General features: G+C 67.2%; 26 protein-coding genes. 11 read left to right on the top strand and 15 right to left on the bottom strand.

What is annotated here, in order from left to right:
* Positions 1-360 precede the first annotated feature (360 nt).
* Together TK90_RS01900 and TK90_RS01895 are read right to left on the bottom strand one after the other, a co-directional pair.
* Complete coding sequence (locus tag TK90_RS01900) at positions 361-1,278, bottom strand: NAD-dependent epimerase/dehydratase family protein (RefSeq protein ID WP_012981802.1); 918 nt, start codon at positions 1,276-1,278, stop codon at positions 361-363.
* Positions 1,279-1,284: 6 nt separating this feature from the next.
* Positions 1,285-2,382 (bottom strand): LLM class flavin-dependent oxidoreductase, encoded by a 1,098-nt coding sequence (locus tag TK90_RS01895; protein ID WP_012981801.1) that lies wholly within the window; start codon positions 2,380-2,382, stop codon positions 1,285-1,287.
* Positions 2,383-2,457: 75 nt separating this feature from the next.
* On the opposite strand from TK90_RS01895, the gene TK90_RS01890 reads away from it, so the two are divergent.
* The 11 genes from TK90_RS01890 to hisC all read left to right on the top strand — a co-directional run bounded on the left by TK90_RS01890 (position 2,458) and on the right by hisC (position 11,826).
* Complete coding sequence (locus TK90_RS01890; protein WP_012981800.1) at positions 2,458-3,099, top strand: hypothetical protein; 642 nt, start codon at positions 2,458-2,460, stop codon at positions 3,097-3,099.
* A gap of 81 nt (positions 3,100-3,180) precedes the next feature.
* Positions 3,181-4,014, top strand: a complete 834-nt coding sequence (locus TK90_RS01885) for an ABC transporter ATP-binding protein (RefSeq protein WP_012981799.1) — start codon at positions 3,181-3,183, stop codon at positions 4,012-4,014.
* On the top strand, positions 4,007-4,789 hold the full coding sequence (gene mlaE / locus TK90_RS01880; protein WP_012981798.1) for a lipid asymmetry maintenance ABC transporter permease subunit MlaE: 783 nt from the start codon (positions 4,007-4,009) through the stop codon (positions 4,787-4,789). Before TK90_RS01885 ends, mlaE begins: the two co-directional genes overlap by 8 nt.
* Positions 4,790-4,821: 32 nt before the next feature.
* A complete protein-coding gene (gene mlaD, locus TK90_RS01875) occupies positions 4,822-5,280 on the top strand; it encodes an outer membrane lipid asymmetry maintenance protein MlaD (RefSeq protein ID WP_012981797.1) in 459 nt (152 codons plus the stop codon).
* 21 nt (positions 5,281-5,301) lie between these two features.
* Positions 5,302-5,970 (top strand): phospholipid-binding protein MlaC, encoded by a 669-nt coding sequence (locus TK90_RS01870; RefSeq protein ID WP_012981796.1) that lies wholly within the window; start codon positions 5,302-5,304, stop codon positions 5,968-5,970.
* The gene (locus tag TK90_RS01865) at positions 5,963-6,289 is read left to right on the top strand and encodes a lipid asymmetry maintenance protein MlaB (RefSeq protein WP_012981795.1); all 327 of its coding nucleotides are present in this window, start codon (positions 5,963-5,965) and stop codon (positions 6,287-6,289) included. Before TK90_RS01870 ends, TK90_RS01865 begins: the two co-directional genes overlap by 8 nt.
* Positions 6,290-6,390: 101 nt before the next feature.
* Positions 6,391-7,650 (top strand): UDP-N-acetylglucosamine 1-carboxyvinyltransferase, encoded by a 1,260-nt coding sequence (gene murA, locus TK90_RS01860; protein ID WP_012981794.1) that lies wholly within the window; start codon positions 6,391-6,393, stop codon positions 7,648-7,650.
* Positions 7,651-7,684: 34 nt separating this feature from the next.
* Positions 7,685-8,335: an ATP phosphoribosyltransferase gene (gene hisG, locus TK90_RS01855; protein ID WP_012981793.1), complete on the top strand. Its 651-nt coding sequence runs from the start codon at positions 7,685-7,687 to the stop codon at positions 8,333-8,335.
* Between the two features lie 10 nt (positions 8,336-8,345).
* The gene (locus TK90_RS01850) at positions 8,346-9,413 is read left to right on the top strand and encodes a 3-deoxy-7-phosphoheptulonate synthase (protein ID WP_012981792.1); all 1,068 of its coding nucleotides are present in this window, start codon (positions 8,346-8,348) and stop codon (positions 9,411-9,413) included.
* Between the two features lie 14 nt (positions 9,414-9,427).
* Positions 9,428-10,732: a histidinol dehydrogenase gene (gene hisD, locus TK90_RS01845; RefSeq protein WP_012981791.1), complete on the top strand. Its 1,305-nt coding sequence runs from the start codon at positions 9,428-9,430 to the stop codon at positions 10,730-10,732.
* Positions 10,729-11,826, top strand: a complete 1,098-nt coding sequence (gene hisC, locus TK90_RS01840) for a histidinol-phosphate transaminase (protein ID WP_012981790.1) — start codon at positions 10,729-10,731, stop codon at positions 11,824-11,826. The genes hisD and hisC overlap by 4 nt, the downstream gene beginning before the upstream one ends.
* Before the next feature lie 50 nt (positions 11,827-11,876).
* Here hisC and TK90_RS01835 read toward each other — a convergent pair whose 3' ends face one another.
* The 13 genes from TK90_RS01835 to TK90_RS01775 all read right to left on the bottom strand — a co-directional run bounded on the left by TK90_RS01835 (position 11,877) and on the right by TK90_RS01775 (position 21,246).
* Positions 11,877-12,146, bottom strand: a complete 270-nt coding sequence (locus TK90_RS01835) for an HPr family phosphocarrier protein (protein ID WP_012981789.1) — start codon at positions 12,144-12,146, stop codon at positions 11,877-11,879.
* A complete protein-coding gene (locus tag TK90_RS01830) occupies positions 12,118-12,543 on the bottom strand; it encodes a PTS sugar transporter subunit IIA (protein WP_012981788.1) in 426 nt (141 codons plus the stop codon). Before TK90_RS01830 ends, TK90_RS01835 begins: the two co-directional genes overlap by 29 nt.
* 4 nt (positions 12,544-12,547) lie before the next feature.
* The gene (gene rapZ, locus TK90_RS01825; protein ID WP_012981787.1) at positions 12,548-13,432 is read right to left on the bottom strand and encodes an RNase adapter RapZ; all 885 of its coding nucleotides are present in this window, start codon (positions 13,430-13,432) and stop codon (positions 12,548-12,550) included.
* The gene (gene hprK, locus TK90_RS01820) at positions 13,433-14,464 is read right to left on the bottom strand and encodes an HPr(Ser) kinase/phosphatase (protein WP_012981786.1); all 1,032 of its coding nucleotides are present in this window, start codon (positions 14,462-14,464) and stop codon (positions 13,433-13,435) included.
* 67 nt (positions 14,465-14,531) lie between these two features.
* Positions 14,532-15,002 carry a PTS sugar transporter subunit IIA gene (locus TK90_RS01815; protein ID WP_012981785.1) on the bottom strand — a complete coding sequence of 157 codons (471 nt, stop codon included), beginning with the start codon at positions 15,000-15,002 and terminating at the stop codon, positions 14,532-14,534.
* A 4-nt stretch (positions 15,003-15,006) separates the two neighbouring features.
* Positions 15,007-15,345: a ribosome hibernation-promoting factor, HPF/YfiA family gene (gene hpf, locus TK90_RS01810; protein ID WP_012981784.1), complete on the bottom strand. Its 339-nt coding sequence runs from the start codon at positions 15,343-15,345 to the stop codon at positions 15,007-15,009.
* A gap of 2 nt (positions 15,346-15,347) precedes the next feature.
* Entirely contained in the window at positions 15,348-16,841 is a 1,494-nt protein-coding gene (locus TK90_RS01805) for an RNA polymerase factor sigma-54 (RefSeq protein WP_012981783.1), read from the bottom strand.
* A 58-nt stretch (positions 16,842-16,899) separates the two neighbouring features.
* Positions 16,900-17,628 carry an LPS export ABC transporter ATP-binding protein gene (gene lptB, locus TK90_RS01800; RefSeq protein ID WP_012981782.1) on the bottom strand — a complete coding sequence of 243 codons (729 nt, stop codon included), beginning with the start codon at positions 17,626-17,628 and terminating at the stop codon, positions 16,900-16,902.
* Between the two features lie 50 nt (positions 17,629-17,678).
* Positions 17,679-18,158, bottom strand: coding sequence for a lipopolysaccharide transport periplasmic protein LptA (lptA, locus tag TK90_RS01795; protein ID WP_018175359.1), 480 nt, complete (start codon positions 18,156-18,158; stop codon positions 17,679-17,681).
* Between the two features lie 37 nt (positions 18,159-18,195).
* Positions 18,196-18,759 (bottom strand): LPS export ABC transporter periplasmic protein LptC, encoded by a 564-nt coding sequence (gene lptC, locus TK90_RS01790; protein WP_012981780.1) that lies wholly within the window; start codon positions 18,757-18,759, stop codon positions 18,196-18,198.
* Positions 18,756-19,295, bottom strand: a complete 540-nt coding sequence (gene kdsC, locus TK90_RS01785; protein ID WP_012981779.1) for a 3-deoxy-manno-octulosonate-8-phosphatase KdsC — start codon at positions 19,293-19,295, stop codon at positions 18,756-18,758. The genes lptC and kdsC overlap by 4 nt, the downstream gene beginning before the upstream one ends.
* A complete protein-coding gene (locus TK90_RS01780; RefSeq protein ID WP_012981778.1) occupies positions 19,295-20,272 on the bottom strand; it encodes a KpsF/GutQ family sugar-phosphate isomerase in 978 nt (325 codons plus the stop codon). Before TK90_RS01780 ends, kdsC begins: the two co-directional genes overlap by 1 nt.
* Positions 20,269-21,246: a calcium/sodium antiporter gene (locus tag TK90_RS01775; RefSeq protein WP_012981777.1), complete on the bottom strand. Its 978-nt coding sequence runs from the start codon at positions 21,244-21,246 to the stop codon at positions 20,269-20,271. Before TK90_RS01775 ends, TK90_RS01780 begins: the two co-directional genes overlap by 4 nt.
* Positions 21,247-21,321 lie beyond the last annotated feature (75 nt).

Raw genomic sequence — 21,321 nt, 5'->3', positions numbered from 1 at the left:
CACTTGCCCTAGCCGGAGCCGTCATCTGGCTTTTGCGGTGACTCCGGGCCGCCGCCTGCCTTGTTCTGGCTGGTCCCGGTTCGTCGTTGGGTGTTTACGGTGGCTTCGTCCGGCCGCCTGCCGTGCGCTGACTCGCCAGCGCGCCGCGAGGTACTTTCTTGCTTGCCCAAGAAAGCACCCAAAGAAGGGCACCCGGATTTCGCCCGGGCGTGTTTCTTGGTTACTTCTTTGCACGAACAAAGAAGCCCGTTTTTGATCAACAACGGGCGGGGTGCGCTGCCGAGACAGCGCTCGGCAGTATGCGGACCGAAGGCACGTAAACACCGGCGACAAACCAGGCCTAGCCTGAGAACGACGGAGCTACCGGCGCAGGCGCTCCAGGCACTCGGAGGTGGAGACCCGGGGTGTCCAGCCGAGGTGCTCGCGGGCGCGCGAGCAGTCCATCTGGAGGGCGCCGTCGAGGCCCTGGACCCATCCGGGATCGCCGGCATGGCGGGTGAGCCGCCAGGCCAGCGGGTGCAGCGCGCGGATCATGCCCTGAGGCACCGGGATACCCCAGCGGCGTCCGTGCAGCGCCATCCGGCGCAGGGACCAGACGGGCTCGGCCCCGAGGTTGAAGATGCCCTCCGCCTGGCGCGCGACTGCTCGCGCCACGGCGTCCGCCGCATCCTCCTCCCACAGGATCTGCACCGGCACCTCGGCCCCGGCCGGATAAGCCCGGCTGCGGGCGACCTGTCGCAGCAGCGGATGGGCATGCGGCCCCACGACGGCCGGGGGCCGGAGGATGCAGGTCGTCACAGCGGGATACTGCGCGGCGACCGCCAGCAGGGCCTGCTCGGTGGCGACCTTGTCCTCGGCGTACGGAAAGCGCGGCCGCGCCGGGCTGCGCTCGGTCAGCGGGCGCGGCGAATCCGGCCACGGACCATAGACCGCGGCACTGGAGAGAAAGACGATCTGGCGCACACCGGCCGCGGCGGCTGCCTGAAAGACGTGGCGGCTCAGCTCGACATTCTGCGCACGCACCCAGTCGCGGTCGCGGCGCCGGCGCCCGCCCTGCCCGCCCATCAACTGAAAGGCGAGGTGGATCAGGCTGTCATGCCCGGCCAGGTGTTCCGCACCGAGATCCGCGAGATCGGATTGCAAGGGGGTCGTGCGCGCGGCGGCAACTACCGGGCGGCGGTCAATTGCGGTGACCGCCTGGATCCCCTCGGCGGCGGCCAGAGCCGGAATGAGCACCTGCCCGAGGCGCCCGGCGGCGCCGGTCACGGCGACCCGCATGGGCGGCTATCCAGCCGTGCCGGTGGCGCCCGGGGCGCGCTCGGCAAAGGCCGGCATGACCTCCTCGGCAAAGCAGTCCATGGACTCCAGGGCGAGTTCGTGGGGCACGGCCCCGGCGCCAAAGGCCAGCAGGACCTGGTCGACCCCCGCCTCGCGCAGCCCCTCGATGCGTTCGCGACACTCGGCGGGCGTGCCGACCAGCGTCATGCCCAGCATGTCGAGGATCTTGAGGTTGATCCCGGCCTTGACCAGGTGGCGGAAGCGGCCGAGCGAGCGGTAGTAGTCGTAGCCCTCGATCAGGCGCTCCAGCACCGGCAGGGTCTGCTGGAACATGTGGCGGTAGAACCACTCAAACGCCGGCTTGGCCTCGCGCCGGGCACGCTTGCCGTCCGGAAGACACAGCACCCCGAGGGTCATCCCGACGCGCGGCGGGTGGGCGATATCGGTGCGCGAGGCGTCCCAGGACTCGTGGTACAAACGGATGTCCTCGCGGATCATCTGCCAGGGTTTGAAGGGCCCGGCCAGCGCCCCGATGCCCTGCTCGGCCGCCCAGGTGAAGGACTCCGGGCTGACCGCGGCGGTCCAGATCGGCGGGTGCGGGTCCTGTACCGGGCGCGGCATCACGGGCACGTCGTCCAGGTGATGGAACGGGCCGTCCTGGGTGATGCGGCCGGTGGCAAAGGCCTGGCGCAGCGCATCCAGCCCGGCATCGACCCGCGCACGCGATTCGCTCATCTCGGCGCCGAATGTGGCATATTCGCGCGGCGAAAAGCCGCGCCCGATACCCAGGTCCAGGCGCCCGCCGGAGAGCTGGTCGAGCATGCCGACGCGTTGCGCCACGCGTAGCGGGTGGTGGTACGGAAGCGGGACCACGCCGAGGCCCAGACGCAGGCGTTCAGTACGCTGGCTGGCCGCGGCCAGGACCAGATCCGGGGCGGTGCTGTGGGAGAATTCCGGCATCAGATGGTGTTCCACCAGCCAGGCGGTGCCGTAGCCGAGACGATCGGCCCGCTCCCACAGGGCCAGGGTCCGGTCGATCACCTCGGTTTCGGAGGTCTGCAGAAAATCCGGGACCGAGAGTTCATGAAAGAGGTCGAAGCGCATGGCGCCAACTGTGCCGCGCGCGCGTTGGGGATACAAGCAAACCCGTCAGACTCCAGTTGAACGAGGGAAACGCGGATGTCGAAGGATCAACAAGCGCTGGAGCTTCAGGCTGCCGGGGTCGCGGGCCCCGGTGACCCCTGGTGGGAGACCTTTTTCCCGGACGACCTCCCGGCCGACTGGCAGCTGGAGTACTACACCCACTATCACAGCCGTCTGTTGCTGCCCGCCACTGCCTGGGCGGCATCGGTTGAAGGCCCGTTCGGGCCCTGGGCCGAGGCGGTCCCCGCCAAGCTGCAGCTGACACTGGATTGGCCCGGGGGTCTTCCGCCGGAGGCGGGTGTGGCTGCCCTGGCCCGAATCGAGAACGAGCTGGGCGGCACGCTGCAGGGTGTGGCCCTCGGTGTCATGGGTGCCGAGGATGCCGCCGCCGTGGAGGCGGCACTCAAGGGTGGCCACGTGAAAACCGCCTTGCGGGCCGGACCCGCCGAGGTTCACCAACTGCCGGGCACCCGCGAGGCCCTGTGGTATCCGGGCCAAGACGGCACCGGCCTGTGGCAGATCGAACCGGAGACGGATCTGGACCCGATGGGTTGGCGCGCCCTGGTGGAGACCCTGATCGCGGCCGGCGGCCAAGGCCCGACGCCCGTGTTCCTGAGGGCGCGACCGGATCGACTTTCCGAGTTTCGCACGATCGCCCAGTTGCTGGGGGTGGGATGAACTCCACCCAAACCGGTTTGACCGGGCACCCTTCCCGCGCCAGACTCCCGAGTCCCATTGGCCGTACGGCAAGAGGTGCCCGTGGCTGAGCCGGTCGCCGAAGACAGCCCGCATATCGTCATCGAGAACCTGCGCTTCCGGCGCGGGCGCAAGGTGGTCTTCGAGGACCTGTCCATGCGCATCCCGCGCGGGCAGGTGACCACGGTCATGGGCCCCAGTGGCAGCGGCAAGACGACTCTGCTGCGCCTGATCGGTGGTCAGCTGCGCCCGGACGGCGGCCGTATCTGGGTCGACGGCCAGGAGGTCGCACGGCTCTCGACCCGACGCCTGTACGCCCTGCGCAAGCGCATGGGCATGCTGTTCCAGAGCGGGGCCCTGCTGACCGATCTCTCGGTGTTCGAGAATGTCGCCTTCCCGCTGCGCGAGCACACCGAACTCCCCGAGGACGTGCTGCGCACCCTGGTGCTGCTGAAGCTCGAGGCGGTGGGTCTGCGTTCCGCGCGCGACCTGGACCCGGCCTCGCTGTCCGGAGGCATGGCGCGGCGCGTGGCGCTGGCGCGCGCGATCGCGCTGGATCCGGACCTGATCATGTACGACGAACCCTTTACCGGCCTGGACCCGATCACCATGGGCCAGATCGTGACCCTGATCCGGCGCACCAACCAGAGCCTGGGCCTGACCAGCGTACTGGTATCGCACGACGTGACCGAGGCCATGGCCATCTCCGATCACGTAGTACTGATTGCCGATGGCCGGGCGGTGGATGCCGGGGCACCGGACGACCTGCGTGCCCGCGCCTCCGACTGGAGCGCCCAGTTCCTTGAGGGCCGCCCCGATGGCCCGGTGCCGTTTCATTATCCCGGCGACAGCTACCGCGAGGATCTGCTCGGGGTGCGGGAGCGACGCGATGATTGACGCGATTGCCTCGCTGGGCCGCAGCTCCCTGAATGCCCTGGTGGTCTTCGGCCGAGCATTCCTCTTTCTGCTTCAGGTGCTTGCCAGCCTCGACATCGTGATCCGGCGGTTCGGCCTGACGGTGGTGCAGATCTATTCGGTGGGCGTGCGCTCGCTGCTGATCATCATCGTCTCCGGGCTGTTCGTCGGCATGGTGCTGGGCTATCAGGGGTACATCACCCTGGTGAACTTCGGTGCCGCAGAGGCCCTGGGCGGCGTGGTCGCCCTGTCGCTGGTGCGCGAGCTGGGTCCGGTGGTGACCGCGCTGCTGTTCGCCGGCCGCGCGGGCTCCGCTCTAACGGCCGAGCTGGGCCTGATGAAGACGACCGAGCAGCTCTCGGCGATGGAGATGATGGCGGTGAACCCCTATCGCCGCATCTTCGCCCCGCGCTTCGTGGCCGGATTCCTCTCCATGCCGCTGCTGGCCGCGATCTTCAGTGCGGTGGGCGTAATGGGCGGTTACATCGTGGGCGTGGGCATGCTGGGCGTGGACAGCGGCGCGTACTTCTCGCAGATGCAGTCGGTGACCGACTGGAACGAGGACGTACTCTCCGGCGTGATCAAGAGCATTGTGTTCGGCTTCGTGGTGACCTGGATTGCGGTATTCCAGGGCTTCAACGCGATGCCGACCTCCGAGGGCATCTCGCGCGCGACGACCCAGACGGTAGTGGTCTCCTCGCTGGCGGTGCTGGGCCTCGATTTCATCCTGACCGGGCTGATGTTCGGCACGGGCTGACCAACCAGTGTTTTCCTAGGCAGGTGGCAACAATGAAGGTACGTTTCTTCGAACTGGCGGTCGGCGTGTTTGTGCTGCTGGGTGTGGCGGCACTGTTCTACCTGGCGATCCAGGTGAGCAACGTGACCGATTACCACGACCGGGACACCTACACGGTGACGGCCTACTTCGACAACATTGGCGGGCTCAAGACACGCGCGCCGGTCACGGTCTCGGGCGTGCGCATCGGGCGCGTCGCGGAGATTCGCTATGATCCGGAGCAGTTCCGCGCCGAGGTCACGCTGGCAATCCGCGCCGAGCATGACTACCTGCCCATGGACACGCAGGCCGCGATCCATACGGCGGGGCTCCTGGGCGAGCAGTACATCGCCCTGGAGCCTGGCGGCGACTACGACACCCTGCAGGACGGCGACGAGGTGATGTTCACGCAATCGGCGCTGGTCCTGGAGAACCTGATTGGCCGTTTCATGACCAATATGGGTAGCGACTAAACCCGAACCGGGGACGACACGATGAAGACATTGCGATTCTGGGCGCTGCCGGCGCCGCTCTGGCTGCTCCTGCTGCTGGCCCTCCCGGGTGCCGCGCAGGCGGACAACCCCACCGAGATCATCAAGCAGTCCATCGACGAGGTCTACGAAAAGCTCCGGGCGAACGAGGACCGTGCCCAGGAAGACCCGGATTTCGTGATCGGCGTGATCGAAGACAAGATCCTGCCCGGCGTGGATGTCGAAGGCATGTCCCGGCTGGTGCTGGCCCGGCACTGGCGCGACGCCTCCAGCGAGCAGCGCGAACGCTTTACCGAGGCCTTCAAGAACACGCTGCTGCAGGCCTACGGTGTGCAGCTGGCGGACCATCTGGACAAAGAAATCCGCGTGATCGAGCGCCGTTCGCGCCAGGACGACCGCATGGCCGTGGTGGCCACCGAGATCGTCATGGGCTCCGGCCAGTCGAACCTCCAGGTGAACTACCGCCTGCGCCCGGTGAACGGGGAGTGGAAGGTCTTCGACGTCGAGGCCGAGGGCCTCAGTTTTGTCGGCAACTTCCGCAACCGCTTCAACGAGGAGATCAACCGCAACGGCCTCGACGCGCTGATCGAACGCCTCGAGGACGGCGACCGCGAGCTCGTCGATGACGCGATGGAAGGCATCGCCGACGAAACCAGCAACAACGATGGCTGACGCCCGCCTGCACGCAACACCGGAGGGGCTCGCTCTCTCCGGCACGCTGACGTTTGCCACGGTTCCGGGCCTCGAGTCCCGCATTCGCGCGCTGCTTGCGGGGCTGCCCGCTCGCACGCGGGTGGATCTCGGGGAGGTGACCCGCATCGACTCGGCGGGCGTGGCGCTGCTGGTCACCCTCTGGCGCCGTGTGCACGAACAGGGTGGAGAGCTGGGTTTCCACTCCATCCCGCAGGGCCTGGTACCCCTCGTTGAACTCTACGACCTGCAATCGGTGATTGCCGATTCGGTTCCCGCAGGGCAGACCGACGCGGCCTGACGCCCGCCCCGCGACCGGAAACGCGCGCGCAGCGGGCAGATTCGTTATCATGGCGTGTTTCGCTGGGCCATGCTGGACCCCGCGACCGACCCGGGCTTTCCATGGACAAGCTGATCATCACCGGAGGCCGCCGCCTGGAGGGGCAGGTCTGGATCTCCGGGGCCAAGAACGCGGTGCTCCCCATCCTGTCCGCCACCTTGCTGGCGGACGGACCGATGACCATTGGCAACGTCCCGCACCTGCAGGACGTGACCACCACCATGGAACTCCTCGGCCGCATGGGCGTAAGCCTCACGGTCAACGAGCGCATGCGCATCGAGGTCGACCCGACCACCCTGACCCAGTGCGTGGCCCCGTATGACCTGGTCAAGACCATGCGCGCCTCCATCCTGGTGCTGGGTCCCCTGCTCGCCCGCTTCGGCGAGGCCGAGGTCTCGCTTCCGGGTGGCTGCGCGATCGGTTCGCGCCCGGTCAACCTGCACCTGCGTGGACTGGAGGCACTGGGTGCGGAGATCGACGTCGAGGGGGGCTACATCCACGCCCGCGCCAAGCGTCTGAAGGGTGCGCGCGTCGTGTTCGACCAGGTCACGGTCACCGGGACCGAGAACCTGCTGATGGCCGCCACCCTGGCCGAAGGCGAGACGCTGATCGAGAACGCCGCACGCGAGCCGGAGGTCGTCGACCTGGCGGATTGCCTGGCGGCCATGGGGGCCAAGATCCAGGGTGCCGGGACCGACACCATCCGCGTGCAGGGTGTCGAGAACCTGCAGGCCTGCGAATACGACGTAATGCCGGACCGCATCGAGACCGGCACCTTCCTGGTCGCGGCGGCGGTGACCCGCGGGCGCGTGCGCTGTCGCAATACCCGCCCGGAGCTGCTGGATGCGGTGCTGGCCAAGCTGGTCGAGGCCGGCGCACGCATCGAGACCGGCCCGGACTGGATCGAACTGGACATGGAAGGACGCCGTCCGAAGGCGATCAACCTGCGCACCGCGCCCTTCCCGGCCTTCCCCACCGACATGCAGGCCCAGATGATGACCCTGAACACGGTGGCCGAGGGCACCGGGTCGGTGGTGGAAACGGTATTCGAGAACCGCTTCATGCATGCGCTGGAACTGCAGCGCATGGGGGCGGACATCACCATTGAGGGCAACACGGCCATCGTCAAGGGCGTGGAGCAGCTGGTGGGTGCCCCTGTGATGGCGACCGACCTGCGCGCCTCGGCCAGCCTGATCATCGCCGGCCTGGTGGCCGAGGGCGAGACCGCGGTCGACCGCATCTACCACATCGACCGCGGCTACGAATGCATCGAGGAAAAACTGAGCCAGATCGGCGCGGGCATCCGCCGCGAGCCCGTCTGATCCGACACAAACGCGAGACAGACCGACACCCGACATGATGGATCCCAACGCCCTGACCATCGCCCTGTCCAAGGGACGCATCCTCAAGGACACCCTGCCGCTGCTGGCCAGCGCCGGGATCGAACTCCTGGAGGACCCGGACAAGACGCGCAAGCTGATCCTCGACACCAACCGTGAGGACGTGAAGATCGTGGTGGTGCGGGCAACCGACGTCCCCACCTATGTGCAGCATGGCGCGGCGGCCATCGGCGTGGCCGGCAAGGACGTGCTGATGGAGCACGGCGCGGCGGGACTCTACGAACCGCTGGATCTGCGCATTGCCGCATGCCGGCTGATGCTGGCCGGACGCCCGGGCCAGCAGCCGGACCCGCAGCAGCGTCTGCGCATCGCCACCAAATTCGTGAACATCACCCAGAACTACTTCGCCCAGCAGGGCCGCCAGGTGGAGATCATCAAGCTCTACGGCTCGATGGAACTGGCGCCGCTGGTCGATCTGGCCGACTACATCGTGGACCTGGTCGACACCGGCAACACGCTCAAGGCCAATGGCCTGGAGCCGCTGGAACTGATTACCCCCATCAGTTCCCGGTTGATCGTGAACCAGGCAGCCATGAAGATGCGACATAGAACCATTCAAAATCTGATCGAGGGCCTGCGCGAGGCCGTCACGCCCGCGACGACGTAACGAGAGCATCATGACCGCCGATACCGACGACCTGAGAATTCGCGACATCCAGGAAGTGTCCGCCCCGGACACCCTGCGCGAGGAACTGCCCATCACCGACGCGGCCTCCGAGACCGTATTCGCGGCACGCCAGGCCTGCCACCGCATCCTGCATGGCGAGGACGACCGCATGCAGGTGATCGTCGGGCCCTGCTCGATTCACGATGTCGATGCAGCGCTGGAGTACGCCGACCGCCTCAAGGGCCTGCGCGACGAACTCTCCGACGCCCTGCACATCGTGATGCGGGTGTACTTCGAGAAGCCGCGTACCACGGTCGGCTGGAAGGGTCTGATCAACGACCCGGACCTGGACGGCAGCTTCCACATCAACAAGGGCCTGCGCGTCGCGCGCGGGCTGCTGCGTGATCTGGCGATCAAGGGCATGCCGGCCGCCACCGAATACCTCGACCTGATCAGCCCGCAGTACATCGCGGACCTGGTCGCCTGGGGCGCGATCGGCGCGCGCACCACCGAGAGCCAGGTGCACCGCGAACTGGCCTCCGGGCTGTCCTGCCCGGTGGGCTTCAAGAATTCCACCGATGGCAGCCTGCGGGTGGCGATCGACGCAATCCGCTCCGCGTCGCGACCGCACCACTTCCTCTCGGTAACCAAGGCCGGGCGCTCGGCGATCTTCTCGACCACCGGCAACGACGACTGCCACATCATCCTGCGCGGCGGCAAGCAGCCGAACTACGATGCCGAGAGCATCGAACAGGCCTGCAAGGAGCTGCGCATGGCCGAGCTGCCGGAACAGGTGATGGTCGACTGCAGTCATGCCAACAGTCGCAAGGATCCGAAGCGTCAGGTGGACGTGGCCCGCTCGCTGGCCGAACAGATCGCTGGCGGGGATCGCCGCATCATGGGCGCGATGCTCGAGAGCCATCTGGTCGGTGGCCGCCAGGACATCCTGCCCGGCAAGCCGCTGACCTACGGCCAGAGCATCACCGATGCCTGCATGGGCTGGGACGAGACCGAGACCAGCCTGAAACTGCTGGCGGACGCCGTGCGCGCGCGCCGCAAAGCTGCCGTGCCTGCCTAGAGAGGACCCCGACCATGCCCTCCATTGCCCGACTCGATACCCAGCAGCCCGACTTCGATCAGGCCCTGGAGCACCTGCTGTCCTGGGAGTCCGTCGCCGACACCGGCGTACGTGATGCGGTGGACGAGATCCTCGCCGCGGTGCGCACGGAGGGGGACGCGGCCGTTCTGCGCTACACCGCCAAGTTCGATCGCCTCGATCGCAGCGCGGTCGCCGACCTGGAGATCCCGCGGGAGCGCCTGCAGGCCGCGCTGGAATCCATCCCGGCGGAGCAGCGCCAGGCGCTGGAGACCGCCGCCACGCGCATCCGCCAGTACGCCGAACACCAGAAGATGCAGGACTGGGACTTCACCGACGAAGACGGAACGGTGCTCGGCCAGCGCGTAACCGCGCTGGATTCCGTTGGCCTGTATGTGCCCGGCGGCAAAGCGGCCTACCCCTCCTCCGTGCTGATGAACGCGATACCGGCGAAGGTCGCCGGTGTGGAACTGCTGGTAATGGTTGTGCCCGCCCCGGGCGGCGAGCTGAACGATCTGGTGCTGGCCGCCGCCGCGGTGGCGGGCGTCGATCGCGTCTACACCATCGGCGGCGCCCAGGCGGTGGCCGCGCTGGCCTACGGCACCCAGACCATCCCGGCGGTGGACAAGATCGTCGGCCCCGGCAACATTTTCGTCGCGGCGGCCAAGCGCGAGGTGTTCGGCACGGTCGGGATCGACATGATCGCCGGCCCCTCGGAGATCCTGGTGGTCTGTGACGGTGAAACGGACCCGGACTGGATCGCGGCCGACCTGTTCTCGCAGGCCGAACATGACGAACAGGCCCAGTCCATCCTGCTGTCCTGGGACGAGGCCTTTCTCGACCGCGTGGCCGAGGCGATGGACCGCCTGCTGGCCGAAATGCCACGCGCCGAGATCATCCGCACCAGCCTCGACAAGCGCGGGGCACTGGTGAAGGTACGCGACTCCTCCGAGGCCATCGCCGTCGCCAACCGCATCGCCCCGGAACACCTGGAGCTGTCCGTGGCCGACCCGCAGGCCATGCTGGACGCCGGCCTGCGCCACGCCGGCGCGATCTTCATGGGGCGCTACACCTCCGAAGCCCTGGGCGATTACTGCGCCGGGCCCAACCATGTGCTGCCAACCTCGCGCACCGCACGCTTCTCCTCGCCGCTGGGGGTGTACGACTTCCAGAAGCGCTCGAGCATCATCCACTGTTCGGCCGAAGGCGCGGCGAAGCTCGGCCAGACCGCCGCCGCCCTCGCGCACGGCGAGGGGCTTACCGCCCACGCTCGCTCCGCCGAACTGCGCGGCGGGCAATGAGCCTGCCGCACGAAAGCCGCAGCCCGGACGCCCTGATGCGCCCGGAAGTGCTGGCGCAGCCGGCCTATCAGGTGGCCGATGCCACGGGTCTGATCAAGCTGGACGCGATGGAGAACCCGCATCCCTGGCCTGGCGCGCTGGAAAACGCCTGGCTGGACGCCCTGCGCGAGCCGCAACTGAACCGCTACCCGGATGCCGGGGCACGCGAGCTGGAGAAAAAGGTGCGCGCGGCCCACGGCGTGCCCGAAGCGGCCGGACTGCTGTTCGGCAACGGCTCCGACGAGCTGATCCAGATCCTGATTATGGCGGTCGCCGCCTCCGGCCGTCCGGTCCTCGCGCCCGAGCCGACCTTCGTGATGTACGGCGTGCTGGCCCGGGCAATGGGCGTGCCGTTCATCGGCGTCCCGCTGAACCGCGATTTCACCCTGGACCTCGACGCGATGCATGCCGCCCTGTCCGAGCACAACCCGGCGGTCGTCTTCCTGGCCTACCCGAACAACCCGACCGGGACCCTGGACGACGCGGCCGCGGTGCAGGCGATCGTCGAGGCCAACCCCGGCGTCACCGTGGTCGACGAGGCCTATGCCCCGTTCGCCGCCCACAGCTTTCTGCCGGAGGTCGGCCAGCACGACGGACTGATGGTGATGCGCACGGTATCGAAGCTGGGGCTGGCCGGCGCGCGGCTGGGCTATCTTGCCGCCTCCGCGGGCTGGATCGATGCGCTGGACCGGCTGCGCCTGCCGTACAACATCAACACACTGACCCAGCGCTCGGTCGCCTTCGCCCTGGACCACCGCGAGGCACTGGATGATCAGGCACGCGGCATCATCGAGGAACGCGGGCGTTTGTCCGACGCACTCGCGGCAAACGACGGCGTCGAACACGTGTTCCCGAGCCAGGCGAATTTCATCCTCTTTCGAGTGCGCGAGGGACAGGGGCATGCGAGCTTCGCGGCCCTGCGCGACGCCGGGATCCTGATCAAGGATGTCGGGCGGGCCCATCCCCTGCTCGCCGACTGCCTGCGCGTCACCGTCGGCCGCCCCGACGAAAACGACGCATTCCTTGCGGCCCTGCGCAACGCCCTATCCGGCTGAAGCCTGATTCCCGAGGCTGGGCCTCGAACAGGCGTGGAGGATGGAGGGGGCTAGGCGTCCTCGCCGAAGCGGTTGGCGACGAGTTCGGTGAGGGCGTCGAGGGCCTCTTCGGCATCCTCGCCGTCGGTGGTAATGGTGACCTCGGAGCCCTGCGCCGCCGCCAGCATCATCACCCCCATGATGCTCTTGCCGTTCACTTCCTGGGCGTTCCGGGAGACGGTCACATCGGACGCGTACTGACTGGCCAGACTCACAAACTTGGCCGCCGCACGCGCATGCATCCCCAGACGATTAACGATGGGGACTTCGCGCTGCGGCATCCGAACACTCCTGGTCACAAAGAAGGATGCCATCGTGCCCGCCGGACAGGGCCTTGTTGACCAGTTCCGTCAGTGGCAGATGGCGGTAGTTCAGCACACGGATCAGCATCGGCAGGTTGATCCCGGCGATGACGCGAGCGTTCGCCCCCCGCGCCACGCGGCTGGCCACATTAGAGGGGGTAGAACCGAACATGTCGGTCAGAATGAGCACACCGGAGCCGGAATCCAGCTCTCCGAGGCGCGCCCGCGCCCGCGCCAGCACCTCGTCGGGGTCGTCATTCTGCGACATCGCCATGGACTCGCAATCCTCGGGCAGGTCGCCCAGCATGCTGCGGGCCGTTTGCAGCAGGGTGTCGCCGAGGTTTTGATGCGTGATCAAGATCAGACCAACGCCCATGGACTCACTCCGATTCGAGGGGCAGGGATAGCTCGCGGTGACGGGTGCTAACAGTAACATGTTCGCGCCCGCGCCAGGCAGCCGCCAGCCGCTCCACGAGATAAACCGAACGGTGGCGACCGCCGGTACATCCGATCGATACGGTCACATAGCTGCGGTGATCCTGACGAATACGCGGAACCCATTGCTCGAGGAATCCCTGGATCCCGTCGTACATCTCTTCGACCTCGGCGTGGCCCGCGAGAAACTCGCAAACCGCGGCGTCGCGTCCGGTCAAGGGCGCGAGATCGCGCTCGTAGTGCGGGTTGGGCAGGCAGCGCACGTCGAACACGAAGTCGGAGTCCAGCGGTGCCCCGTGCTTGAACCCGAATGACTGAAACAGCAGCGACAGGCGCTCCTCGCCCAGCAGCCCGACACGGTCGCGCAGGGTGCGCGCGAGGTCGTGCATGGACAACCGGGAGGTATCAACGGTCAGATCGGCCTCGGCCGCGACATGCCCGAGCCAGTCGCGCTCGCGCTCGATCGCATCGACCAGCGGGACGCCGTCGCGCGCCAACGGGTGTCGCCGGCGTGTCAGGTGGTAACGGCGCAGCAGAACCTCGCTGGAGGCCTGCAGGAACATCACCTCGACCTGCAGCCCCTTGCCCCTGAGTTCGCGCAGCAGGTCGGCAAAGCCCTCCAGCGCCGCCAGCCCGCTGCGGACATCCACCCCGACTGCCAGATGCCGGTCTTCGTCCGCGTCGTAGTCACCACTGCGGACCTGTTCGATCAGTCCGGGCAGTAGCGGCAGGGGAAGATTGTCGACGCAGAAATAGCCGGCGTCCTCCAGGGTGTGCAGGGCGACCGTCTTGCCGGAACCCGACAGACCACTGACCAGCAACAGTCGCATTCAGCCCTCCGGGTCCGGGTTGGGGACCGTGGTGGCGGGGATCGCACGATGGTAGGGCGGCTCCTCGGGCTCACCGCTCATCTGCCGGCGCTGGCGCGCGCGCAGGTCGTCCCCGGCAACGTAGCCCTGCATGTGCAGCATGTGGTTGCGTACCGCCGCCTCGATCATCACGGCGATGTTGCGCCCCGGCGCGACCGGCAGGCTGATCAGCGGGATGCGCAGTCCGAGGATGTCGATCTCCCCGCGGCGGCCGTTCAGGCGGTCGTCCGGCACCGGCGAGGGCTCGTTGTGATCACGCAAGTCGATGATCAGCCGCAGGTATTTGCCGCCCTTGATCGCGGAGTCCCCGTACATCGCGCGGACGTTCAGCACCCCCAGGCCGCGGACCTCGAGCAGGTCCTGCAGCAGGGCCGGGCAGTGCCCACGCACGATATCCGGGGCGATACGGGCGAACTCCGGCGCATCGTCGGCAATCAGCCGGTGCCCGCGCGAGATCAGCTCGAGCGCCACCTCGCTCTTGCCCACGCTGGAGGCCCCGCTGATCAGCACGCCAATGCCGAGGATCTCCATGAACACGCCATGGCGCACCTCGAAATGGGCCAGCCGCTGCTGCAGGAAATAGCGCAGCAGGGAGATAATCTCGTGGCTGCTGGTCGAGGAGCACAAGATCAGCGGCAGCTGCTCATCGGGGACGTCCGGCATCTCCGAGAACGGGCAGGTGTCCTCGGCGAAGATCACCGCGGTCGTCCCGGTGCGGGCCATCTCCAGGATCAGTTGCTCGCGCTGATCATCGCTCAGCCGCGCGATATAGCGCGCCTCGAAATCGCCGATCACCTGGATACGGTTAGGCCGGATCAGGTTGAGGTGCCCGGCGAGGGGCAGGTCGTCGCCGTCACCGCCGACCAGGTTGCGATCCGGTGCGACCTGCTCGCCGTGTACGTAGCGCAGATCCAGGCGATTGCCCATCGCCTGGATCAGGACCTCTACGGTGATGTCGCGCGCGATGCCGCCCTCTCCCAGTGCCTCGTTCATGCACGAATCTCCGGCAGTGCTGGCACGGGGCGTCGTAAGAGAGAAAGTACTGCCGGGAGAGCCATGTTCAGGCGTCGCCGAAGGCCCGGGTCAGTTCGCGTTCCAGGGCGTCCGCGTCGCCGGCACGGCGCAGCGAGGCGATATTGTCGGGCTGCGAGAGACCGCGAGCCAGCTGCGCCAGCAGGTCCAGGTGCGCGCTGGTCGCCGCCTCGGGCACCAGCAGTGCGATCAGGATGTCCACGGGTTCGTGGTCCATGGCGTCGAAGTCGACCCCCTGGTCCAGCCGCAGGACCGCGACCCGGGGGGCATCGAGCTCGGCCAGACGCCCATGCGGGATGGCCACGCCATGCCCCAGACCGGTGGAGCCAAGCTTCTCGCGGGCAGACAGGGCCTCGAAGATGGCCCCGCTGGCCGGGCCGGCGGACTCCTCGCCGCCGACGGCCAGCAACTCGGCCAGGGTCTCGAGCGCCCGTTTCTGGCTGGAACACTCGGGCTCCAGCCGGATACGGGCGCGGGTGATCAGCTCGGCAATGGTCATTGCGTTAAAGGGCCTGTTCGCGGTTGCGCTGGGCACCCTCGGCGCGGTGATGGTCCTTGACCTTTTCCTTGTGCTTGATCAGCTGACGATCCACCTTGTCGATCAGGCCATCAATCGCCGCATACATATCCTCGTGACTGGCTTCGGCGTGGATGTGATTGCCGCTGACCTGGAGATTGGCCTCCGCCTTGTTGTTCAGGTTCTGGTTTTTCTCGTGGGTCAGCACCACATGCACGTCGATCACTTTGTCGAAGTGGCGTTCCAGCTTCGCGAACTTTTCGTTCACGTAGTCGCGCAGGGCGTCGGTGATATCGACGTGATGGCCGGTCAGGTTGATCTGCATGGTCAGGCTCCTTTTTGCTTGGTTCCACTGGGCATACTCGCCATCTGCCGGCGTTCGCTGGAAGACGGTATGTGCATAGCCTCGCGGTACTTGGCCACGGTGCGTCGGGCCACATTAATGCCCCGATCCGACAGGATCTGGGCCAGTTTTGCATCACTCAGTGGCTTGTTCGGGGTCTCGCCACCAATCAATTCCCGAATCATGGCACGGATCGCGGTCGCCGAGCATTCGCCGCCATCGGCTGTGCCAACATGACTGGAAAAGAAGTACTTGAACTCGAATACCCCACGCGGGGTGTGCATGTATTTCTGTGTAGTCACCCTCGAGATGGTCGATTCGTGCATCTCCAGGGTCTCGGCGATATCGCGCAGGATCAGCGGTTGCATGGCAACCTCACCATGCTCGAGAAACCCCTGCTGGCGCACGACGATGGCCTGGGCGACCCGCAGCAGGGTGTCGTTCCGGCTGTGCAGGCTCTTCAGGAACCAGCGCGCCTCCTGCAACTGATCGCGCATAAACGCGCTATCACGCGCATCGGAGACCTGCCGCACCATGCCCGCATAGAGATCGTTGATGCGAATGCGCGGCGCAATCTCCGGGTTCAAGTCCACGCGCCAGCCATCGCGGTCATGGCGGACATAGACATCCGGCACCACATATTCCGAAGTGGACTCGCTGATCTGGGCACCGGGCCGCGGATTCAGGGTGCGGATCAGGTCCAGCGCCCGCGCCAGCTCGTCCGGGTCGCGCACGCCGGACTGGCGCTGCAGGGCTCGGTAGTCCCGCTTGGCCAGGCTCTCCATGCCGTTTTCCAGGATGGCTCGAGCCGCGTCACGCGCCGGGGCATCCGGCGCCAAATGGCGCAGCTGGATCTCCAGGCACTCGCGCAGGTCCCGCGCACCGACGCCCAGCGGGTCGCACTGCTGAATCCAGTGCAGCACCGCCTCGACCTCGTCGACCCCCACGGGCTCGTCTTCGCCCTGGCTGATCATCTCCGCCAGCGCCTCGAGTTCACTGTCCAGATAGCCGTCCGGGCTGATCGCGTCGATCAGCGCCGCCCCGATCCGTTGGTCTCGTGGGGTCAGGTGGCTCAGATGCAGCTGCCAGAGCAGGTGGTCCTGCAGGCCCTCGTCCTCGCCGTCGGAGGTATTCTCCAGCGGGTCGCGGTCGTCCAGGCCGCGTGGGCTCGGGGCGGGCTCGTAGATGTCGTCCCAGCGACTGTCGGTGCTCAACTCCTCGGGGATCACGTCATCGCCAGCCGTGTCGGCCTGCATGCGATCCCCGTCGACCCGTTCGCCCCCTTCCTCCGGGCGCTCGGGCGGGGCCTCCTCGCCCTCGTCCTCCACCTGCTCGAGCATGGGGTTGCTTTCCAGCGCCTGCTGGATCTCCGCCTGCAACTCCAGCGTGGAAAGCTGCAGCAGACGGATCGCCTGTTGCAGCTGCGGGGTCATCGTCAGCGTCTGCCCCAGCTGCAGATTAAGCCCGGGCTTCAGCATCGCGGTTTGAGGTCCATGGTGACCATCAAGATCATCTTAAGGAAACACTGATCAATGTTCACAGTCGAAAGTTTTCTCCGAGATACACGCGGCGCACCTGGGGGTCGTCCAGCAGCTCCTGCGGGGTCCCGGCGCTCAGGATGCGGCCCTCACTAAGAATATAGGCCCTGTCGCAGATTCCGAGGGTCTCGCGCACGTTGTGGTCGGAAATCAGCACACCGATCCCGCGCTGGGCCAGATGCCCAATCACGGCCTGGATATCACCCACGGAAATCGGATCCACGCCGGCAAACGGTTCGTCCAGGCAGATAAAGCGCGGGTCACCGGCCAGTGCCCGCGCGATCTCGGCGCGACGACGCTCGCCCCCGGACAGGGCAATCCCAGGGCTGTGGCGCACGGTCTCCAGCTGGAACTCCTCGATCAGGGCATCGCCGATGCGGCGTCGCTCGTGGCGGTCGAGCTCCGAGCGCAGCTCCAGCACCGCCTGCAGGTTGTCCCAAACACTCAGCCGACGGAAGATCGAGGCCTCCTGCGGCAGGTAGCCCAGCCCGGCTCGGGCCCGCGAATGAATCGGGGCCCGGGTGATGTCCCGGTCACCCAGCGTGATGCGGCCACGATTGGGCCGGATCAGGCCGACCAGGCTGTAGAAACAGGTGGTCTTGCCTGCGCCGTTCGGTCCCAGCAGGCCCACGACCTCCCCTGGTGCCAGATCGACGTCGACACGATCCAGCACCGTACGCTTGCCATAGCGCTTGGTCAGCTCGCGGCCGGTCAGATAGCCGGCCATCGGCGCAGATTCGCCACCGGCCGCGGCGGGCGCGCTGGTGTCGAGCTCGTTCATTCGTCGTCTTCGCGGGGCTGGATCCTGATACGTACACGCTCGTCATCGGCCTCGCCACGCTCGGCCTCGATCACATCCGTCTCCAGGTCGTAGACGATGCGCTTGCCGCGCGCTTCCTCGGCTGCCGTGATCACATGCGCCTGGTCGGTCAGGATCACCCGGTCCTCGTTCAGCAGGTAGTCGATGCGCAGCGCGGTGGCGATGCGCATCTCGCCCGTCTCCGGGTCCGGGGACTCCAGCCGCGCGGGCTCGCCGTGGGCCTCCATCTCGTAAGGGCGTCGATCGCGGCTGCGCACATAGACCTTGTCGGCCTCCAGTGTCATGTCCCCGCGAATCACCACCACATCACCGGTATAAGTGCTTACGCCCCGCCGGTCGTCCATCTCCGCACGATCGGCGGTAATCTCCACCGGCAGGGGCTGCTGCTGGGCAATGACCGGCGCGGCCAGCAGCAACAAGGCACTGCCCAGCAGCACGGACCATCCGGCCCGGGCGAGCGACGACCCACCACGTTCAGTCATTTGCGGCTTCCTCCTCGCCCGACTCGCTGTAGAGCGTGTACACGTCATGGAACAGCTCTATGGTATCCCCTCGCGAGTCGACGCGCAGACCCGTTCCCCGCTGGAAAAGGCCAGGCTGCTCCAGCGTCGACGGGGCATCGGAGGTGGCGATCATGGTGTCGGTCGCCACCGTCACATCGGCGGATTCAATCACCGTGCGCACGCGCTCGCCACGCTCGGGCTGCACCCCCCGCGTGGGGCCGATCAGGTCCAGGATCTCGTCCATCGGTCGGTGCAGCGCCTCGGGCGCAGTCCAGTGCCATTCGATACCGCCGGCGTCAAAGATATCCAGGTCGGGGTCGTCGATCAGTTGAGGGCCGTCACGGCCAAACTCGCGCAGCCGCGTCCCGCGCAGGCGGTGACTCAACTCGCCGTCCTCGCCAGTCGCGTGCAGCGTGAAGCCCTCGATCTCCAGCGTCACCTCGCCCTCCGGCTCGTGCTCGCTGGCAACAGCGCCGGCCACCAGCGCCGCCATTGGCAACAGGATCAGCGCCACCGGTCCGGCCACCCACTTCATCCGTCGACATACTCCGCGAACAGGGCCTCCAGCCGCCCCTGGGCCGCCAGCAGGCCCTCGCAGACCTCGCGCACCGCGCCGCGACCGCCGGGGGCCTGCGTAACCCAATGTGCATGCTGCAATACCAACGGGTGGGAATCCGCCACCGCGATGCCGAGCCCCACACGGCGCATCGCTGGCAGATCAACGATGTCGTCGCCCACGAAGGCGGCCTCGTCGGGCGCATGGCCGCTCTGCTCCAGCAACTCGTGCAGTGCGGCCCCCTTGTCGCGCCGCCCCTGCACCAGATGCTGCACACCGAGGTCCCGCATGCGGTGCTCGACCACCCCGGAGGTGCGTCCGGTCAGGATCGCGACCTCCAGCCCTCCGTCCAATGCCAGACGGATGCCGTGCCCGTCGCGCGAATGAAAGGCCTTGTACTGCTCGCCGGCATCTCCCATGAACAGGCTGCCATCGGTCAGCACGCCGTCGACATCCAGGATCAGCAGACGCACCGCCGCCTGGCGGCTGTGCAGGGCCTCGTCGTGACGGTCCATCAGGCCACCCCCGCGCGCAGCAGGTCGTGCATGTTCAGCACCCCGACCAGCCTCTGGTCGTCATCCACCACCGGCAGGGCATTGATCCGCTTGCTCTCCATGGTCTCCAGCGCCTCTACGGCCAGCCACTGCGGACGGGCGGCATGCCCGCCACGCGTCATCACCTGGCCGATGGTCAGCGCCTCCAGGCTTTCGCCACGATCCAGCGTGCGCCGGAGGTCGCCATCGGTAAACACACCGAGGATATGCGCCTCGGGATCGGCGACGATCACCAGCCCCAGCCCCTTGCGCGTAATCTCGAACAGGGCGTCCTTCAGCGGGGCCTCGGGACCCACGCGCGGGATCGCGTCACCGGTATGCATGATGTCCGCGACATGGACCAGCAACCGCCGCCCCAGTCGGCCGCCGGGATGCGAGCGGGCAAAATCGTCGGCGGTAAAGCCGCGCGCATCCAGCACCGCGACCGCCAGGGCATCGCTCATCGCCAGCGCGGCCGTGGTGCTGGAGGTCGGGGCCAGGCCCAGCGGGCAAGCCTCGCGCTCGACCGAGACATCCAGGTGCACGGTGGCATCCTGCCCCAGCCGCGACCCGGGATTGCCGGTCAGCGCGATGAGCGGTACGTCCAGCCGCCGGATCAACGGCAGGATGGTCAGCAGCTCGTCGGTCTCGCCGGAATTGGACAGGGCGATCACCACGTCGTCACGGGTAATCATGCCAAGATCGCCGTGGCTGGCCTCGCCGGGGTGGACGAAAAACGCCGGGGTCCCGGTGGAGGCCAGGGTGGCCGCCAGCTTGGAGCCGATATGGCCGGACTTGCCCATGCCGGTCACCACGACCCGGCCGCGGCATTCGAGGATGTGGCGACAGGCCTCCAGGAACGCATCGTCCACGCGGTCGGCCAGTCGACGCACGGCCTCGGCCTCATCGTTCAGGACCGCCAGGGCCAGCTTGCGAGTGGTATCAGGATTGAAATTCATGCGGTTGCCGTCATTCCGAGATGGACAAGGTAGCCCGCGAACACCACGAGCAGAAGCCCCCCCTGCCAGCGCCGCAGCTGGCTGCCTCGCGCCAGGGCAAAGACGAACAGCGTGGCGGTCATGCCGAGCATCACCGGGTAGTCGCGGACCAGCACCTCGGGCTCGATCGCCAGCGGCGCAATCAGCGCGGGGACTGCCAGCACGGCCAGCAGGTTGAACAGATTGGAACCGATCACGTTGCCGATCGCCAATCCCGCCTCGCGGCGAAAGGCCGCCACCAGGGAAGTCGCCAGTTCCGGCAGGCTAGTCCCGATGGCCACGATGGTCAGGCCAATCACCAGGTCACTGATGCCCAGTTGCTCCGCAATCCCCACCGCGCCCCAGACCACCAGCTGGCTGCTGGCAATCAGCAGCGCCAAACCAAGCCCCAGCCAGCCCAGGGCGCGACCGGTAGAGGTGGTCGCCGGGATGGCCTCGACCATGCCACGCACCTCTTCAGGCGCCTCGGCCGGATCCAGCGCCTGCGCACGCCGCGCGATATGGATCACCCAGGCGGTCACCAGCAGCAACCCCGAAATCAGAAGCCCGCCCTCCAGGCGGCCCAGCTCGCCGTCCAGCAGCAGAAACAGGACAGCCAGACTCACCCCCATCAGGATCGGTAGCTCGCGGCGCACCAGGCCGTGCCCGATAACGAGCGGCGCCACCAGCGCCGCCATCGCCAGCACCAGCCCGATATTCGCGATGTTCGAGCCGATCGCATTACCCACCGCGAGGCCCGGGTTGCCCTGCAGCGTCGCCAGTACGGACACGACGATCTCCGGGGCCGAGGTACCGAAGGCGACAATGGTCAGCCCGACCAGCAGCGCACTCACGCCCACGCTGCGCGCGAACGCCGAGGCACCGAACACGAAGCGGTCGGCACTCCAGGTCAGCAGGACCAGACCGGCGATGACCGCAATAACGGGAAGGACCATCAGCGAGTGCCAGGACCTGAGGTGGGTAGAGCGGGGTGTCTCTTCACCCGCCAATTGTAGCCGATCGCTGTAACC

The organism is Thioalkalivibrio sp. K90mix, assembly GCF_000025545.1.
Classification (GTDB): Bacteria; Pseudomonadota; Gammaproteobacteria; order Ectothiorhodospirales; family Ectothiorhodospiraceae; genus Thioalkalivibrio.
This window is presented reverse-complemented; position numbering and strand designations above follow the sequence as displayed.

What these genes read in the sequence shown, in the direction of transcription:
- TK90_RS01780 (WP_012981778.1), bottom strand. Translation starts at nt 20,272, where the DNA reads ATGAATTTCAATCCTGATACCACTCGCAAGCTGGCCCTGGCGGTCCTG.
- TK90_RS01865 (WP_012981795.1), top strand. Translation starts at nt 5,963, where the DNA reads ATGGCTGACGCCCGCCTGCACGCAACACCGGAGGGGCTCGCTCTCTCC.
- hisD (WP_012981791.1), top strand. Translation starts at nt 9,428, where the DNA reads ATGCCCTCCATTGCCCGACTCGATACCCAGCAGCCCGACTTCGATCAG.
- TK90_RS01815 (WP_012981785.1), bottom strand. Translation starts at nt 15,002, where the DNA reads ATGACCATTGCCGAGCTGATCACCCGCGCCCGTATCCGGCTGGAGCCC.
- mlaE (WP_012981798.1), top strand. Translation starts at nt 4,007, where the DNA reads ATGATTGACGCGATTGCCTCGCTGGGCCGCAGCTCCCTGAATGCCCTG.
- TK90_RS01870 (WP_012981796.1), top strand. Translation starts at nt 5,302, where the DNA reads ATGAAGACATTGCGATTCTGGGCGCTGCCGGCGCCGCTCTGGCTGCTC.
- kdsC (WP_012981779.1), bottom strand. Translation starts at nt 19,295, where the DNA reads ATGGACCGTCACGACGAGGCCCTGCACAGCCGCCAGGCGGCGGTGCGT.
- TK90_RS01850 (WP_012981792.1), top strand. Translation starts at nt 8,346, where the DNA reads ATGACCGCCGATACCGACGACCTGAGAATTCGCGACATCCAGGAAGTG.
- hisC (WP_012981790.1), top strand. Translation starts at nt 10,729, where the DNA reads ATGAGCCTGCCGCACGAAAGCCGCAGCCCGGACGCCCTGATGCGCCCG.
- mlaD (WP_012981797.1), top strand. Translation starts at nt 4,822, where the DNA reads ATGAAGGTACGTTTCTTCGAACTGGCGGTCGGCGTGTTTGTGCTGCTG.
- hisG (WP_012981793.1), top strand. Translation starts at nt 7,685, where the DNA reads ATGATGGATCCCAACGCCCTGACCATCGCCCTGTCCAAGGGACGCATC.
- TK90_RS01835 (WP_012981789.1), bottom strand. Translation starts at nt 12,146, where the DNA reads ATGCCGCAGCGCGAAGTCCCCATCGTTAATCGTCTGGGGATGCATGCG.
- TK90_RS01805 (WP_012981783.1), bottom strand. Translation starts at nt 16,841, where the DNA reads ATGCTGAAGCCCGGGCTTAATCTGCAGCTGGGGCAGACGCTGACGATG.
- hpf (WP_012981784.1), bottom strand. Translation starts at nt 15,345, where the DNA reads ATGCAGATCAACCTGACCGGCCATCACGTCGATATCACCGACGCCCTG.
- hprK (WP_012981786.1), bottom strand. Translation starts at nt 14,464, where the DNA reads ATGAACGAGGCACTGGGAGAGGGCGGCATCGCGCGCGACATCACCGTA.
- TK90_RS01900 (WP_012981802.1), bottom strand. Translation starts at nt 1,278, where the DNA reads ATGCGGGTCGCCGTGACCGGCGCCGCCGGGCGCCTCGGGCAGGTGCTC.
- rapZ (WP_012981787.1), bottom strand. Translation starts at nt 13,432, where the DNA reads ATGCGACTGTTGCTGGTCAGTGGTCTGTCGGGTTCCGGCAAGACGGTC.
- murA (WP_012981794.1), top strand. Translation starts at nt 6,391, where the DNA reads ATGGACAAGCTGATCATCACCGGAGGCCGCCGCCTGGAGGGGCAGGTC.
- lptC (WP_012981780.1), bottom strand. Translation starts at nt 18,759, where the DNA reads ATGAAGTGGGTGGCCGGACCGGTGGCGCTGATCCTGTTGCCAATGGCG.
- lptB (WP_012981782.1), bottom strand. Translation starts at nt 17,628, where the DNA reads ATGGCCGGCTATCTGACCGGCCGCGAGCTGACCAAGCGCTATGGCAAG.
- TK90_RS01775 (WP_012981777.1), bottom strand. Translation starts at nt 21,246, where the DNA reads ATGGTCCTTCCCGTTATTGCGGTCATCGCCGGTCTGGTCCTGCTGACC.
- TK90_RS01895 (WP_012981801.1), bottom strand. Translation starts at nt 2,382, where the DNA reads ATGCGCTTCGACCTCTTTCATGAACTCTCGGTCCCGGATTTTCTGCAG.
- TK90_RS01830 (WP_012981788.1), bottom strand. Translation starts at nt 12,543, where the DNA reads ATGGGCGTTGGTCTGATCTTGATCACGCATCAAAACCTCGGCGACACC.
- TK90_RS01890 (WP_012981800.1), top strand. Translation starts at nt 2,458, where the DNA reads ATGTCGAAGGATCAACAAGCGCTGGAGCTTCAGGCTGCCGGGGTCGCG.